This window comes from Sphingomonas kyeonggiensis, from assembly GCF_030812785.1.
Taxonomy (GTDB): Bacteria; Pseudomonadota; Alphaproteobacteria; order Sphingomonadales; family Sphingomonadaceae; genus Sphingomonas; species Sphingomonas kyeonggiensis_B.
In genome coordinates this window covers 985,152-1,001,199 of the sequence record NZ_JAUSTJ010000001.1, presented here as the reverse complement: position 1 = coordinate 1,001,199, position 16,048 = coordinate 985,152, and the positions used below count along the sequence as shown (strand labels likewise).

Annotated in this window: 14 protein-coding genes; 9 read left to right on the top strand and 5 right to left on the bottom strand. The window is 67.2% G+C overall.

What is annotated here, in order from left to right; genetic code table 11:
* Window positions 1–35 precede the first annotated feature (35 nt).
* Genes rpoN through J2W22_RS04965 form a run of 3 tightly spaced genes read left to right on the top strand, consistent with a single transcriptional unit; the run spans window position 36 to window position 2,847 of the window.
* Complete coding sequence (gene rpoN, locus J2W22_RS04975) at window positions 36–1,571, top strand: RNA polymerase factor sigma-54 (RefSeq protein ID WP_307117150.1); 1,536 nt, start codon at window positions 36–38, stop codon at window positions 1,569–1,571.
* Window positions 1,571–2,401 (top strand): endonuclease/exonuclease/phosphatase family protein, encoded by an 831-nt coding sequence (locus J2W22_RS04970; RefSeq protein WP_307117149.1) that lies wholly within the window; start codon window positions 1,571–1,573, stop codon window positions 2,399–2,401. The genes rpoN and J2W22_RS04970 overlap by 1 nt, the downstream gene beginning before the upstream one ends.
* Before the next feature lie 59 nt (window positions 2,402–2,460).
* A complete protein-coding gene (locus J2W22_RS04965) occupies window positions 2,461–2,847 on the top strand; it encodes a hypothetical protein (RefSeq protein ID WP_307117148.1) in 387 nt (128 codons plus the stop codon).
* 236 nt (window positions 2,848–3,083) lie between these two features.
* On the opposite strand, the gene J2W22_RS04960 is transcribed toward J2W22_RS04965, so the two are convergent.
* On the bottom strand, window positions 3,084–4,082 hold the full coding sequence (locus J2W22_RS04960; protein ID WP_307117147.1) for a ligase-associated DNA damage response exonuclease: 999 nt from the start codon (window positions 4,080–4,082) through the stop codon (window positions 3,084–3,086).
* A gap of 18 nt (window positions 4,083–4,100) precedes the next feature.
* On the opposite strand from J2W22_RS04960, the gene J2W22_RS04955 reads away from it, so the two are divergent.
* From J2W22_RS04955 to J2W22_RS04940, 4 genes are all read left to right on the top strand, one after another.
* Complete coding sequence (locus J2W22_RS04955; RefSeq protein WP_307117146.1) at window positions 4,101–6,518, top strand: ligase-associated DNA damage response DEXH box helicase; 2,418 nt, start codon at window positions 4,101–4,103, stop codon at window positions 6,516–6,518.
* Between the two features lie 77 nt (window positions 6,519–6,595).
* Complete coding sequence (locus J2W22_RS04950) at window positions 6,596–7,618, top strand: aspartyl protease family protein (RefSeq protein WP_307117145.1); 1,023 nt, start codon at window positions 6,596–6,598, stop codon at window positions 7,616–7,618.
* 74 nt (window positions 7,619–7,692) lie between these two features.
* Window positions 7,693–9,126 carry a mannitol dehydrogenase family protein gene (locus tag J2W22_RS04945; RefSeq protein ID WP_307117144.1) on the top strand — a complete coding sequence of 478 codons (1,434 nt, stop codon included), beginning with the start codon at window positions 7,693–7,695 and terminating at the stop codon, window positions 9,124–9,126.
* 220 nt (window positions 9,127–9,346) lie between these two features.
* Complete coding sequence (locus J2W22_RS04940) at window positions 9,347–9,712, top strand: hypothetical protein (RefSeq protein WP_307117143.1); 366 nt, start codon at window positions 9,347–9,349, stop codon at window positions 9,710–9,712.
* 84 nt (window positions 9,713–9,796) lie between these two features.
* Here the strand turns inward: J2W22_RS04940 and J2W22_RS04935 are convergent, their stop codons facing one another.
* The 3 genes from J2W22_RS04935 to J2W22_RS04925 form a co-directional block, all read right to left on the bottom strand.
* Window positions 9,797–10,897, bottom strand: coding sequence for an ATP phosphoribosyltransferase regulatory subunit (locus tag J2W22_RS04935; protein ID WP_307117142.1), 1,101 nt, complete (start codon window positions 10,895–10,897; stop codon window positions 9,797–9,799).
* A gap of 112 nt (window positions 10,898–11,009) precedes the next feature.
* Complete coding sequence (gene serA, locus J2W22_RS04930; protein ID WP_307117141.1) at window positions 11,010–12,587, bottom strand: phosphoglycerate dehydrogenase; 1,578 nt, start codon at window positions 12,585–12,587, stop codon at window positions 11,010–11,012.
* Window positions 12,588–12,697: 110 nt separating this feature from the next.
* Window positions 12,698–13,858, bottom strand: a complete 1,161-nt coding sequence (locus J2W22_RS04925; RefSeq protein ID WP_307117140.1) for a phosphoserine transaminase — start codon at window positions 13,856–13,858, stop codon at window positions 12,698–12,700.
* Window positions 13,859–14,017: 159 nt separating this feature from the next.
* Here J2W22_RS04925 and J2W22_RS04920 point away from each other — a divergent pair, with 159 nt between their 5' ends.
* A complete protein-coding gene (locus J2W22_RS04920) occupies window positions 14,018–14,692 on the top strand; it encodes an extensin family protein (protein WP_307117139.1) in 675 nt (224 codons plus the stop codon).
* A gap of 36 nt (window positions 14,693–14,728) precedes the next feature.
* Window positions 14,729–15,655, top strand: coding sequence for an LOG family protein (locus tag J2W22_RS04915; RefSeq protein WP_307117138.1), 927 nt, complete (start codon window positions 14,729–14,731; stop codon window positions 15,653–15,655).
* Here J2W22_RS04915 and J2W22_RS04910 read toward each other — a convergent pair.
* Window positions 15,642–16,037 (bottom strand): nuclear transport factor 2 family protein, encoded by a 396-nt coding sequence (locus J2W22_RS04910; protein ID WP_307117137.1) that lies wholly within the window; start codon window positions 16,035–16,037, stop codon window positions 15,642–15,644. The genes J2W22_RS04915 and J2W22_RS04910 overlap by 14 nt on opposite strands.
* Window positions 16,038–16,048: the final 11 nt, after the last annotated feature.

The window sequence follows — 16,048 nt, the reverse complement described above, 5'->3', positions numbered from 1 at the left end:
ATCAAGTCCGGGGTCGCCGGGGTGACGAGCTTGAAATGAGTCTCGCCCCTCGCCTCGATCTGCGCCAGTCGCAATCGCTGGTGATGACGCCGCAGCTCCAGCAGGCGATCAAGCTGCTGGCGCTGTCCAATCTCGAGATCGAGACCTTCATCGCCGAGGAGTTGGAGAAGAACCCGCTGCTCGAGAACAGCGGCACCGGCGGTGACGAGCGCGAGAGCGGCGGCGAGGCCCCGGACGCCCCCGAGCCCGATTTCGAGTTCGAGGAGCGCGACGGCCCGGCCGATGCCAGCGAGCTGATCGCCGGCGGCGGCGAAGCCTCGGGCGAGGCCGCGCTCGACGTCGATTTCGCCGCCGAGACCTTCCATCACGACAGCGGCAGCGACACGATCGGCGCGGGCGGCGGGCTCGACGGCAGCCTCGGCCTCACCGGCACCGGCGGTGGCGGGTCGGAAGACGGCCCGGACTTCGACAATCTCGGCAGCAGCGATCTCAGCCTCGCCGATCACCTGATGGCGCAGGCCGGCGCGACCGTCGACGGCGCCGACCTGTTCATCGCCGCCCATCTGATCGACCAGATCGACGAGGCCGGCTATCTCACCGCGCCGCTGCTCGATGTCGCCAACCGGCTGAACCTCGCGCTCGCCCGGGTGGAAGCCGTGCTGGCGACGATCCAGACCTTCGATCCCACGGGGGTCGGCGCGCGCAACCTCGCCGAGTGCCTCGCGCTCCAGGCGAAGGAAGCCGATCGCTACGATCCCTGCATGGCGCGGCTGATCGACAATCTCGATCTGGTCGCACGCGGCGACCTGCCCCGGCTCAAGCGCATCTGCAACGTCGATGACGAGGATCTCGCGGACATGATCCGCGAGCTGCGCAACTATGATCCCAAGCCCGGCTGCCGCTATGGCGGGGAACCCACGCTGGCCGTCACCCCCGACATCTTCGTCGCGCGCCGCGGCGCTGGCTGGGCGGTGGAGATCAACGCCGCGACCCTGCCGAAGCTGCTGGTCAACCGCGCCTATTACACCGAGGTCTCGTCGGGCCCGCAGGACAAGGCGAGCAAGGCCTGGCTGTCCGACATGCTGGCCAGCGCCAACTGGCTGGTGAAGGCGCTCGACCAGCGCCAGCGCACGATCATCAAGGTCGCCTCCGAGATCGTGAAGCAGCAGGAAGCCTTTTTCCTCAAGGGCGTCGCGCACCTCAAGCCGATGACCCTGCGCCAGGTCGCCGAGGCGATCGAGATGCACGAATCGACGGTAAGCCGGGTCACCTCGAACAAATATCTCAGCTGCGCGCGCGGGCTGTTCGAGCTGAAATATTTCTTCACCTCGGCGATCCAGTCGGCCGATGGCGGCGACGCGGTCTCGGCCGAGGCGGTGAAGAACGCGATCCGCACGCTGATCCAGGCCGAGGATCCCAAGAAGATCCTGTCCGACGACACGCTCGTCGAGCTGCTCAACGCCAAGGGCTTCGACATCGCCCGGCGCACCGTCGCCAAATATCGCGAGGCGATGGGGATCGGCAGCTCGGTGCAGCGCCGCCGGCAAAAGGCTCTGGAGGGTGTGGGTTGATGCGTTTCCTGTGGTTGTTGCTCGCCCTGCTCGCCCCGGTGGCGGCGCAGGCGCAGGACAGGCTCGTCGTGATGAGCTTCAACGTCCGCTATCCCTCGCCGAACGACGGCGCCAATGTCTGGGAGAAGCGCCGCGACCTGTTCGTCGAGACCGTCGCCGCCGCCGCGCCCGACGTGATCGGCACGCAGGAGCTGTTCCAGCTTCAAGGCGACCATCTCGTCGCCAAGCTGCCGCAATATAGCTGGTTCGGGATCGACCGGCGTGGCGGCCATGCCGACGAGCATATGGGCGTCTTCTATCGCCGCGACCGGCTCAAGCTGGTCGAGCAAGGCAATTTCTGGCTGTCGGATACGCCCGATGTGGTCGCGAGCATCAGCTGGGGCAACATCTTCCCGCGCATGGTGACCTGGGGCCTGTTCGAGACGAAGGCCGGCAAGCGCTTCTACCTGCTCAACACCCATTTCCCCTATCGCGAAGAGGACGAAGCGGCGCGCGAGAAATGCGCGGAACTGATCCGCAAGCGCATTGCGGCCTTGCCGAAGGGTGTGCCGGTCGTTCTCACCGGCGACTTCAACACCGCGCCCGAATCCAGGTCGCACGCGGCGCTCGCGGAAACCTTGGCGGACGCCCGCACTGCCGTCGCACGCCCGACAGGCCCGGAGGCGACCTTCCACGGCTTCAAGGGCGTGGCCGATCGGCGGATCGACTGGCTCTTCACCCGCGGCTTCACCGTGCGCGGCTATCGCACGATCGATACGCATCGCGGCGAGCTCTATCCGTCGGACCATTATCCAGTGGTCGCCACGCTCGCCTGGCCCAGGACCCGTTGACGCTAGGGAACCCGTGGCCTTAGCATTTTGGTAGCCAGCAGCGAGGTATCGCCGATTCGATGTCCGCCGATTTCACCATTGATGTCGAGCCTGCCCGTGACCTCATCCGCATCCGGATGAGCGGCTTCTTCACGGCCGAGGATATCGATGCCTTTCTGGCCCGGCGTGCAGAGGCGCACACGCAGCTACGCTGCGGGCCAAACCAGCATCTTACGCTGAATGACCTGCGCGAGATGAAGATCCAGGCGCAGGACAGTGTGGAGATGTTCCGTACGATGCTGGCCGATCCGGCCTATCGCTCGCGCCGGCTCGCCTTCGTGATCGGTCGGACGCTGGCACGCACGCAGCTCGGCCGCGCGCTCGATCAGCGCTACGCTCGCTGTTTCGACGATAGCGCGACGGCGGAAGCCTGGCTGTTCTCCGGCTCGGACCGCGCCGCCGCCTGAGCGGCTTGCAAAGTAGGATTTCGTCTGTTGTGCTCCGGCGGCCGGGAATTTCCCGCCGCTATTTCATGTTGTTGGAAAAATTGGATCGGGCACGGGCAATCATAATATGCGGCGGCGGCGATGTCGGCGCTCGCTAGTGCGAACTTAGTGAACTTCCGCGCCGCCTGCCCCTGAAACGACGCAAGAGATTCAACATTTCTGCGGAGAATCGGGATGGCGCTGTTGGATCGGCAGGCTCAGTCGTCCTCGTCCTCGAACCCGGCGAGATCCAGCGCCCTGGCTTTCACCTGATGCAGCCGGCACCAATGGACCAGCGCGTCCTCGCGGCCATGCGTCACCCACACCTCGCGTGGTTCGAGCTCCAGGATCGTGCGGGTCAGTTCGTCCCAGTCGGCATGGTCGGAGAGGATCAGCGGCAGCTCGACATTGCGCTGCCGGGCACGCTGACGCACCCGCATCCAGCCCGATGCCATCGCGGTGATCGGATCGGGCAGCCGCCGCGACCAGCGGTCGTTGAGCGCGCCCGGCGGACAGAGGATGATGCGGCCCTGCAGCTCGGCCTTGGCGACGCCGGTGGCCGGTCGCAGCTCGCCCAGGTCGACGCCTTGCTCGACATAGAGGTCGCAGAGCCGCTGGAGCGCGCCGTGGATGTAGATGGGATCGTCGAACCCCAGCACGCGCAGTTCGCTGATCACCCGCTGCGCCTTGCCCAACGCATAGGCGCCGACCAGCACGCAGCGCTCCGGATTGGCGCGCAGGGCAGCAAGCAGCTTGTCGAGCTCGTCATGCGTCTCCGGATGGCGAAATACGGGGAGCCCGAACGTCGCCTCGGTGACGAACACGTCGCACGGCACCGGCTCGAAGGGCGCGCAGGTCGGGTCCGCGCGGCGCTTGTAATCACCCGAGACGACGATCCGCTCGCCCCGATGCTCGAGCACGATCTGGGCCGAGCCGAGGACATGGCCGGCGGGGACAAAGCGGATGTCGATGCCGTGCATCGCGATCCGCTCGCCATATTCCACCGGATTGCCCTGCTGCGGGCCGTAACGCGCTTCCATGATCGCCAGCGTCTGCGGCGTCGCCCATACCGCCTCGTGCCCGCCCCGGGCGTGATCGGCATGGCCATGCGTCACCAGCGCGCGGCGGACCGGCTGCGACGGGTCGATCCAGATATCGGCCGCAGGCAGATAGATGCCCGTGGGCCGCGGATCGATCCAGTCGCCGAGCTTCGCCATCATGCCTATATGGGCGGGATGGCCCTTGGTTCCCAGCTCCCCCCGATATTGCAGGACTGGTTCGCAAGCCGCGGCTGGGCGCCGCGCCGCCACCAGCTCGAGATGCTCGAGGCGGGCCGCCGCGGCGAGCATGCCCTGCTCGTCGCCCCCACCGGCGCGGGCAAGACGCTGGCCGGCTTCCTGCCGACGCTCGCCGATCTGATCGAGAACCCGGCCGACGGGCTGCACACGCTCTACATCTCGCCGCTCAAGGCGCTGGCGGTGGACGTGCAGCGCAACCTGCTCACCCCGATCGACGAGATGGGCGCCCCGATCCGCGTCGAGACGCGCACCGGCGACACGCCCTGGGAGAAGAAGGTCCGCCAGCGCGCCCGGCCGCCGCAGATCCTGCTGACCACGCCCGAGTCGCTCAGCCTGCTGCTGTCCTATGAGGACAGCCTGACGATGTTCGAGGGGCTGAAGACCGTGGTGATCGACGAGGTCCATGCCTTTGCCACCGGCAAGCGCGGCGACCTGCTCGCCCTGGCCATGGCCCGGCTACAGCACCTCGCCCCGCATCTGCGCCGCGTTGCGCTCTCGGCGACGGTGGCGGATCCCGACGGCTACCGCGCTTGGCTCGCGCCGCATGGCGACATCGACGCGGTCACCCTGGTGCAGGGCGAGAAGGGCGCGGAGCCCAATATCGCCATCCTGCTCCCCGAGGACCGGGTGCCCTGGGCCGGCCATTCGGGCGTCTATGCCATCCCCCAGGTGATGGCCGAGATCGAGACGCACAAGACGACGATCGTCTTCTGCAACACTCGCGGCCTGGCCGAGCTGGTCTTCCAGCAGCTGTGGAAGGTCAACGAGCTCAAGCTGCCGATCGGCGTGCATCATGGCAGCCTGAGCCTGGAGGCACGACAGCGGGCCGAACAGGCGATGGCCGATGGGCAGCTGCGCGCGCTGGTCGCCACTGCCAGCCTCGATCTCGGCGTCGATTGGGGCGATGTCGATTGCGTGATCCAGATGGGCGCGCCCAAGGGCTCCTCGCGCCTGCTCCAGCGCATCGGCCGCGCCAACCACCGCCTCGACGAGCCCTCGGAAGCGGTGCTCGTCCCCGGCAACCGCTTCGAATATCTCGAGGCACGCGCCGCGCTCGATGCCGTCGAGCATGGCGAACTCGATCCAGATGTCTTCCGCCCCGGCGCACTCGATGTGCTGGCCCAGCACGTCATGGCCTGCGCCTGCGCCGCGCCGTTCGACCGCGACCAGTTGCTGCACGAGATCCGCGCAGCATTGCCCTATTCGGCGTTGGCGGACGAGGTGTTCGACCGAGTGCTGAGCTTCATCGCCGATGGCGGCTATGCCCTACGCGCCTATGACAAGTTCAAGCGGCTGACCAAGGGTAAGGACGGGCTGTGGCGGGTGACCACCCCGGCCTTTGTTGCGCAGCATCGGCTCAATGCCGGGATCATCGTCGAATCGCCGATGATGGAGGTCCGCTTCAAGAATGGCCGCCGGCTCGGCAAGGTCGAGGAGGCGTTCGGCACCCAGCTCTCGCCCGGCGATGCCTTCGTCTTCGCCGGCATGGCGGTGGAGGTGGAACGCGTCGAGCTGACCGACCTGATCGTCCGCGCCACCGCCAAGCCGGCGCGCTACGTCTCCTATATGGGCGCCCGGCTGGCGATCACCGCGACCCTGGCCGAGCGCGTCCGCCATTTCCTCCACGACCGCAGCCAGTGGCGCCGCTTCCCCGACGATGTCCGCGAATGGCTGGAGGTGCAGGAGCGGCGTTCCGCCATTCCTGCCCCGGGGCAGCTGCTGGTCGAGACCTTCCCGCACGAAGGCAAGCACCACATGGTCGCCTACAGCTTCGAGGGCTGGAACGCGCACCAGTCGCTGGGCATGCTGATCACCCGGCGGATGGAGGCGCTGGGGCTCAAGCCGCTGGGCTTCGTCGCCAACGACTATGCCCTCGCCGTCTACGGGCTCGAGAAGATCGCTGATCCCGCCGCGCTCTTCTCGCCCGACATCCTCGAGCATGAGTTCGTCGAATGGGTGCAAAGCTCGGCACTGCTCAAGCGCGCCTTCCGCGAAGTGGCGATCATCGGCGGGCTGGTCGAGCGGCAGCATCCGGGCAAGAAGAAGACCGGGCGCCAGGTCACCTTCTCCACCGACCTGATCTACGACGTGCTGCGCAAGTACGAGCCCGATCACCTCCTCCTGCGCGCCGCCTGGGCCGATGCCCGGGCCCGGATGACCGATGTCGGGCGCCTCGGCCATCTGCTCGACACTGCGGCCGACACGATGCTGCATGTCGACCTGCCCCGCGTCTCGCCGATGGCGGTGCCGGTGCTCATCATGATCGGCCGCGAGAATGTCGCGCAGGGCATGACCGAGGACGCGCTGCTGATGGAAGCCGAGGACATCGCCGCCGAAGCGATGCGGCTCGACTAGACTGGGACAGAAACATTCCAGAAATATTGCTGCGCAGCATGTGAAGGTGTATCTTCACATCCATGAAAAGGCTTGCAGTGCTTCTCCTGCTCCCGCTGGCCGCAACCGCCGGAGCGCGTGACCTCACCCAGAACCCGAGCGAGCACGCCCCGCCGCCCGTGGTCCGTGCCCAGGATCCCGAGCTGACCGTGCCCAAGCCGGAGGATGTCGAGGCGACCCTGCTCGCGCTGGGCGAGATCGACAAGCGCCTCACCGTCCCCGTCGCGGTGGGCGACAAGGGGCCCTACAACTTCATCATCGACACCGGCGCGGAGCGTACCGTCATCGCCCGCGAGCTGGCCGGTTCGCTGCGGCTCGGCACCTCTACCCCGGTGATCATCACCTCGATGACCGGGCGCGATACGGTCAACACGGTGGTGGTGCCCGGGCTGAGCATCAAGTCGATCGGCGAGCAACACACGATCGTCGCCCCCGCGCTGGAGGCGCGCAACCTTGGGGCGCTCGGCCTGCTTGGCATCGACACGCTGCGTAACCACCAGGTGACGATCGACTTTGAGAACGGCACTATGGCGGTTCGCCCCAGCGTGAAGCGCAAGACCGTCACCCGGCGCGATCCCGACGAGATCATCGTCACCGCCAAGAACGTGTTCGGCCAATTGATCGTGACCGACGCCTATTACGGCACGACGCGCATCCAGGTGGTGCTCGACACGGGCAGCCAGGTAACGATGGGCAACAGCGCGCTGCGCAAGCGGGTGGGCCGCAATGCGCCCAAGCCGCAGCGAATCCAGCTGACCAGCGTGACCGGCGCCCAGACAGCCGCCGACTATACCCAGGTGCCCGACATCCTGGTCGGCAAGGTGCGCTTCGGCGCCATGCCGGTCGCCTTTGCCGATGTGACGCCGTTCGAGCGCTTCGGCCTTACCAAGCGCCCGGCACTGTTGCTCGGCATGGACGCGCTGCGCGCCTTTCGCCGGGTCGATATCGACTTCCCCAACCGGCAGGTCCGTTTCCTGATGCCTGAGGGTGCGGTTTCGCAGCGGCGCTATACCGGCTCGCGAATCCCGGGATCCAATCCCGCTGGAGCGCATAGCTACTGACTGCTACGCCCTTCCCGCTGGATGCAACGCCGGGCCATTGACTTTGCCCGCACGGACGCGTTGACACCGGGGGCATGACCAGTCTTTCGCGCGCCGCCCTCGCCTCGCTTCCCGCCGCCGTTGCGCGGCCCGGACACGATCCCGCCGCCATCCGCACCGGCGTGGTCCATTTCGGCCCCGGCGCCTTCCACCGCGCCCACCAGGCCGCCTATTTCGACCGGGTACTGGACAGCGATCCGCGCTGGGGCATCGCCGCGATCTCGCTGCGCAGCGCCGGCACGGTGGATGCGCTCAGGGCGCAGGACGGGCTCTACACGCTGGCCGTGATCGACCGCGAGCCCGCGACCCGCATCATCGCCGCCCATGCGGACGCGATCGGCCCCGGCGAAGGCGCCCGGCTCCGCACCTTGCTCGCCGACCCGGCGGTGAAGCTGGCCACCAGCACGGTGACCGAGAAGGGTTATTGCCTCGCCGCCGACGGCACCCTTGATTTCAACCACGCCGACATCGTCCATGACCGCGCTCGCCCCGCCGAGCCGGCGAGCGTGATCGGCTGGATCGTCTCGGGCCTAGCCGAGCGCCGCGCCGCGGGTGCCGCACCCTTTGCGATGCTGTGCTGCGACAACATGACCGGCAATGGCGGCAAGCTTCGCGCGGCCTGCGTTGCGCTGGCCCGCGAATGGGACGCCGGGCTGGCCGACTGGATCGAAGGCGAGGTCGCCTTCCCCGATTCGATGGTCGATTCGATCACCCCGGCGAGCGACCCGGCCTTCCTCGCCAAGATCGCGGATGAGCTCGGCGTCGAAGACAAAGCGGCAGTGCAGCGCGAGCGCTTCACCCAATGGGTGCTGCAGCGCTTCGAGCTGGCCGACGGCCCCGATCTCGCCGCCGCGGGCGTCACGCTGACCAACGACGTCCAGGGCTATGAGCAGGCCAAGCTGCGCATCCTCAACGGCGCGCATTCGAGCCTAGCCTATATCGGGCTGGCGCTGGGCCATGAGACGGTGTTCGAGGCGGTGAGCGATCCGGCGCTGGGCGGCTTTGCCAGCCGGCTGATGCACGAGGATATCGCCGGTTCGCTCAAGCCGGTCGGAGGCCTCGACGTGCAGGGCTATGCCGACGCGGTGTTCGACCGGTTCCGCAACCCGGCGATCCGCCATCTGCTCAGCCAGATCGCCTGGGACGGCTCGCAGAAGCTGCCCTATCGCCTGCTCGACACGGTCCGCGACCGGTTGGCGGCGGGCGAAGACGTGGCGCGGCTGGCGGTGCCGGTAGCGGCGTGGATCGCCTTCCTGCGCCGCAAGACCGAGGCTGGCGACAAGATCACCGATCCGCTGGCCGAGCTGCTGTCCGGTGCTGCTTCAAGTGCCGATCCGGCGAGTGCGGCGCTGGCGCTGCGGGAGGTGTTCCCGGCCCAGCTGGCCGAGGATGCGCGCTTCCGCGACGCATTGACGGCGGCCGTGCCGGCATTCCTCGACGGCCGAGCGATGGAGCTGCTGGCGCGCTGACCCCGCAGGGAATCGCGCTCCCTACTTGGTCTGCCTGCGGACAATCGTCCGGGCAGATCGCCAAGCACACGAAGCAAGCAACAATGCTTCATAATGGCTTATAATCTCAGCCAAATATTACAAATATACTTTGCACGACGACGATATTTACGCATGTATCATCACACCCCAATGCTTATGGCATCAGTCAATAAGATGGGCGCAATCTGGAGATGATATAATGAGGAAATCAATTACCTCGGCGATGCTCGCAATCGTGTCTTTCTCCTCAATCCCCACAACAGCCTTGGCCAAGCCGGATTATCCAGATTCAGCTACTTATGCATCGCAGCAGTGCGACAATAACAGATGGGCTGACTTGGCATATCCAAGCTACGAACAATGCTACTACGCTGCCTTGGCATATTACGACTATCAAGTTAGCGGCGGCAGCGACGGCAGCGGACTTCCTGGTTCGGGCGAGCCCATCGGCGGCGGTGGCGGCTCGGGCGGCGGCGGCGGCGGAATGTTCCTTATCGATCTTCCCGGCTACAATCCGTTCGGGGACAATTGCACCGCGAAATCGCGCCTTTGCAATGATGGATAGAATCTAACCGCTGGAAACGAGCGCGGCGCTGCGAGCCTCGGCTCCGCAGCGCTGCGTTTGTCAGGCCGTGTAGAGAGATCAGGATCAAATTACCGCCGGCGCCCCGTCGCGCAGCAGATGGGTGCACAGCTGCGCCTCGGGCGTATCGTCTTCCTCGAGCGCGGCGACCGTCACCCAGCCCTCTTCGCGCAGCTTCGCGCCGATGCCGGCGGGGGTGCCGAAGGGCAGGAACAGCCGGCGGCGATCGCCGGCGCCGATGCCGGCATAGAGGATCGGATCGGCATAGAGCGAGAAGCCGACCGCGGCTTCCTCGCGGCCATTGCCGTGCAGGATCGTATAGGTGCCGCCGCGGCCGATCTCGCCGCGCACCCCGCGGGCGAAGAGCGAGAAGCCGAGCCAGCTCTGATATTCGAAGCCGTGGCGCTCGGTGGGATCGAGGGTGAGCGCGGCCTGGCCCCGGATGCTGGCGGCGATCTCGGCAAGGCCGTCGAGCCTTGTGGCGAGCGCCTTGCCGGCATCGATCGCGCGCAGCCGCTCGATCGCAGCGTCGAACGGGCCGGCGGCTTCGATCAGCGGCAGGTAGCGTGGATCGATCGCGGCGACCCCGGCGGCGTCCTTGGCGTCGAGGCGGTCGCGCAGCGTCGCGAGCTGGGCGGGCGTCAGGCTGCCATCGGCCAGGCAATCCACCAGATCGGGCAGCGTGAAGTCGAGCGCGATGCCTTCGACTCCACCCGCCTGCAGCGCCTCGATCGCAACGCGCACCACTTCGGTGGCGGCGGCGACGGTGTCTAGGCCGATCAGCTCGGCGCCGATCTGGCGGGTGGCGCGCAGTGGATCGAGCTCGGAGGCTGAGAGCTTGATCACCGGGCCGGCATAGGAGAGGCGCACCGGGCGCGGGTGGTGGCCCATGCGGGTGGCGGCGATACGCCCGACCTGGGCGGTTATGTCGGGGCGGATCGCCAGCGTGCGCTGCGACACCGGATCGACGAAGCGCACCGCGTCGCGCAACCCGCCCGCGGCCTTGAGGCGGGCGCTCAGCTCGTCGGCGAATTCGGCGAGCGGCGGATCGACCTGCTCATAGCCATAGGCGCGCGCAACGCCGAGCACGCGGGATTCGAGCCGGGTCGCGGCATCGGCCGCGGGGGGGAGGCGATCGTGAAAGCCTTCGGGAAGTAAGCCGCTCATCCCGTCCCCCTAGAACATTCCGTCATCCCGACGGAAGTCGGGATCTCGTGCGGCGGGCACGGCGCCATCGCCTGAGATCCCGGCTTTCGCCGGGATGACGGGATTTGTGTCGTCAGAACGTCAGCGCCATCGCGGTCTTCACGCCCGGGAGGGCGCGGACCTTGGCGAGGAGTTCCTCGCTGACCACGTCGTCGACCGAGAGCAGCAGGATGGCTTCGCCACCCGCTTCGCGGCGGCCGAGGTGGAAGGTGCCGATGTTGACGCCCGCCTCGCCCAAGGTGGTGCCGAGCCGGCCGATGAAGCCCGGCGCGTCCTCATTGACGATGTAGAGCATATGGCCGGCGAGATCGGCCTCGACCTTGATGCCGAACAGCTCGACCAGGCGCGGCGCGGCGTTGCCGAACAGCGTGCCGGCGACCGAGCGATCGCCCTGGGCGGTGCCGACGGTGACGCGGACCAGCGTGTGGTAATCGCCCTCGCGGTCGTGGCGGACTTCCCGCACGTCGAGCCCGCGCTCCTTGGCGAGGAACGGCGCGTTGACCATGTTCACCGTGTCTGAATGGACGCGCATCAGCCCGGCGAGCACCGCGCCGACGATCGGCTTCTGGTTGAGCTCGGCGGCGGCGCCTTCGCTCTCGATCGCGATGTTGCGAAGCTCACCATGCGCGAGCTGGCCGACCAGGCTGCCGAGCTTCTCCGCCAGCGCCATGTACGGCTTGAGGCGCGGGGCTTCCTCGGCCGAGAGGCTCGGCATGTTGAGCGCGTTGGTGACGCCGCCCGAGACAAGGAAATCGGCCATCTGCTCGGCGACCTGGATCGCGACATTGACCTGCGCTTCGGTGGTCGAGGCGCCGAGGTGCGGGGTCGAGACGAAGTTGGGCGTGCCGAACAGCGGATGCTCCTTGGCGGGCTCGACCTGGAACACGTCGAGCGCGGCGCCGGCGATATGGCCCGATTCGAGGCCCTGCTTGAGCGCCGCCTCGTCGATCAGGCCGCCGCGCGCGCAGTTGATGATGCGCACGCCGCGCTTGGTCTTGGCGAGGTTCTCGGCCGACAGGATGTTGCGGGTCTGGTCGGTGAGCGGGGTGTGCAGCGTGATGAAGTCGGCGCGCAGCAGCAGGTCGTCGAGCGACACCTTCTCCACGCCCATCTCGATCGCGCGCTCGGGGGTGAGGAACGGATCGAAGGCGACGACCTTCATCTTGAGGCCCTGGGCACGGTCGGCGACGATCGAGCCGATATTGCCGGCGCCGATCAGGCCGAGCGTCTTGCCGGTCAGCTCGACGCCCATGAAGCGGTTCTTCTCCCACTTGCCGGCCTGGGTCGACGCGTCGGCCTCGGGCAGCTGGCGGGCGAGCGCGAACATCAGCGCGATGGCATGCTCGGCGGTGGTGATCGAGTTGCCGAACGGCGTGTTCATCACGACGATGCCGAGCGCCGAGGCGGCGGGGATATCGACATTGTCGACGCCGATGCCGGCGCGCCCGATGACCTTCAAGTTGGTCGCGGCTTCGAGGATTTCCTTGGTCGCCTTGGTCGACGAGCGGATGGCAAGGCCGTCATACTGGCCGATGATCGCCTTCAATTCTTCGGGGGTCTTGCCGGTGATCTCGTCGACCTCGACGCCGCGCGCGCGGAAGATCTCGGCGGCCTTGGGGTCCATTTTGTCGGAAATCAGTACCTTGGGCATTTGGGTGCTCCTTCGGAGAGCCGGTGCTCCTGCGAAAGCAGGAGCCCAGAGTTTCTATGGAAGTCGTGTGTGATCCTGGGCTCCTGCTTTCGCAGGAGCACGGCACAGGATCAGGAAGCGCGGGCGGTGGCGTAGGCCCAGTCGAGCCAAGGGCCGAGCGCCTCGATATCGGCGGAGTCGACGGTGGCGCCGCACCAGATGCGCAGGCCCGGCGGGGCATCACGATAGCCGGCGACGTCGTACGCCGCGCCTTCCTTCTCGAGCAGGCCGGCGAGCTTCTTGATGAAGGCTTCGTCGGCGCCGGCCACGGTGAGGCACACGCTGGTCTTCGAGCGGATGCCATGCAGCTCGGCGAGATGGCCGAGCCAAGGCCGTGCCGCGACGATCTTGTCGAGCGCGGCGGCATTGGCGTCCGAACGGGCGATCAGCCCTTCGAGGCCGCCGAGACCGCGGGCCCATTCGAGCGCGAAGATCGCGTCCTCGACGGCGAGCATCGAGGGGGTGTTGATCGTCTCGCCCTTGAACACGCCCTCGGCGAGCGCGCCCTTCGAGACGAGGCGGAACACCTTGGGCAGCGGCCAGGACGGGGTGTATTCGGTGAGGCGCTCGACCGCGCGCGGGCCGAGGATCAGCACGCCGTGCGCGCCTTCACCGCCCAGCACCTTCTGCCAGGAGAAGGTGGCGACGTCGATCTTCTCCCAGGGCAGGTCGTAGGCGAACACCGCCGAGGTGGCGTCGGCGAAGGTCAGGCCCTCGCGGTTCGCCGGGATCCACTCGCCGTCCGGCACACGCACGCCCGACGTGGTGCCGTTCCAGGTGAACAGCACGTCGGTCGACCAGTCGAGGCTGTCGAGATCGGGCAGCTGGCCGTAATCGGCGCGGACGACATTCGGCTCGAGCTTGAGCTGCTTGACCGCATCGGTGACCCAACCTTCACCGAACGATTCCCAGGCAAGCGTGGTCACGCCGCGGGCGCCGAGCATCGTCCACATCGCCATTTCGAAGGCGCCGGTGTCCGAGCCCGGCACGATGCCGATGCGGTGGGTGTCGGGCAGACGGAGCGCCTCGCGCATCAGGTCGATGCAGTACTGCAGGCGGGTCTTGCCGATCTTCGAGCGGTGCGAGCGGCCGAGCGACTCGGTGGCGAGCTTCTCGGGCGACCAGCCCGGAGGCTTGGCACAGGGACCGGAGGAGAAATAGGGACGCGCCGGCTTGGTGGCGGGCTTTGCGACAGGCGCAAGGGTGGCGTCGGCGGCAGTCGAATCAGTCATGTAGTCTCTCCTTACAGAGAGCGCGCGCGGCGTTGGGACCGCGTGGCCCGCCGACGGCCCTAGCGGCGAGCCCGTGAAAGTCAATTGCGCAAAATGCGCGCTCTGCGCACATTTCTGACGTTAACCATGTCGTACGACGATGCTGCTAGGATACGTACCATGCGCGTTTTCGGCCTGTTCCTGCCCCTGATCCTTGCCGGCTGCATGTTCGGCGGGGGTGACGATCGTCCTGCCCCGACACCGATTCGCGAGCGGCCGGGTGGACCGATAACCCTGAACGGCCCGACCCCGCGCGAGACGCAGCAATGCTTCGCCGATCTCTCCCGTGAAAGGGTGCGCTACTCCGCCCTGCCCGACCGCGATTTCGGCAGCGGCTGCGTGGTCACCGGGGCGGTGCAGCTGCTCGACATCGGCGTGCCGGTGACCGGGCTCAAGTCGATGAAATGCGGGCTGGCACGCAGCTTCACCGCCTGGGTGCGCTTCGCGGTGGTTCCCGCGGCGCGGCAGATGCTGGGCAGCGACCTGGTCAAGGTCGAGACCTATGGCACCTATTCGTGCCGCGGGATCATCGGCAATGGCGCGGCATCGGCGCAGCGCATGTCCGAGCATGGCCTGGCCAATGCGGTGGACGTGTCGGGATTCATCCTCGCCGATGGGCGCCGGATCACGATCGAGCGCGACTGGCGGACGGGAGACCAGCAGGTCCGCGCCTTTCTCGACACGATCCACGGATCGGCCTGCAAGCGCTTCGCGACGGTGCTGAGCCCCGATTACAATGCGGCGCACTACAACCACCTGCACCTCGACATGGGGCGGGGGCCGTTTTGTCGCTGATTGCAGGGCGCCCGCGATCGGCCTAAGCGGGTCTAAATGAGCGATACGAAAGTTCCGAGCCGCGTCTTCCGCCCTGCCCAGCAGGAAGTGGAACACGCCAACACGCACAGCGGCACGCCCCAGACCGAGCATCCCGCCTACCGCCTCGCCTTCCAGGACATGGACTTCCTGCTGCGCGACGACCTTCGCCCGGTCCGCTTCCAGCTGGAGCTGCTCAAGCCGCAGCTGCTGCTCGACGAGGCGCACATCAAGTCGACCTTCGTCATCTATGGATCGGCGCGCATCCCCGAGCCGGAGAAAGCCGGCGCGCTGCTTGAGCTGGCCGAGACGCCGCAGCAGAAGAAGATCGCCGGACGGCTGGTCGAGAAGTCCAAATATTACGACGTCGCCCGCGAGCTGGGCCGCCTCGCCTCCAACTTCCCGCTCGACGAGGCGGGGAATCGCCACTTCGTGGTGACCTCGGGCGGCGGCCCGTCGATCATGGAAGCGGCGAATCGTGGTGCGCGCGACGTGGGCGCGGACACGATCGGGCTCAACATCCTGCTCCCCCACGAGCAGGCGCCGAACCCGTACGTCACCCCCGGCCTGTCGATGCAGTTCCACTATTTCGCGCTGCGCAAGATGCACTTCCTGCTGCACGCGCGCGCGGTGGCGGTGTTCCCGGGCGGCTTCGGCACGTTCGACGAATCGTTCGAGCTGCTGACGCTGATCCAGACCGGCAAGATCGAGCCGATCCCGGTGATCTTCTACGGCAAGGAATTCTGGAACCGCGTCGTCAATTTCGAGGCGCTGTGCGACGAAGGCGTGATCTCGCCCAAGGATCTCGACCTGTTCCACTTCTGCGAGACCGCGGAAGAGGGCTGGCAGATCGTCCAGGACTTCTGGAAGGACAAGGACCACACGGTGATCGCGCGGCCGCGCCCGGGGATCGACAAGCCGGAGACGGTGATCAAGCCAGAGTGAGGTAGAGCTCGGCCTCGATCATCCAGTCGGTGCCGAGCTTGCGCCATTTAGCGGTGTAGGTCCCCGAGGCCTGCACCGCCCCGCTCGCCGCCGACACGCCCTGCCAGGCGCCATGCTCGAAGGCGATCGGCTCGACCGGCGAGGCGAGGATCGTCTCGGGCGTGCGGGTGTAGATGCTGCGGTCCTTGACGGCGAACTCGCGCTTCCAGGCGAGCAGCTGCGCCTTGCGCCCCGATATCAGCGCCGAATCGGTGCCCGCGACCAGCACAACATCCTGCGCGAGGATCGGCCCGATCGCGGCGAGGTCGGCCTCGGCCAGCGCGCGGTTGAACGCAGCGCGGCGCAGGCGGATGGCGAGTTCGGGACCGAGTTGCGAGGCCATGGCCTTCCCCT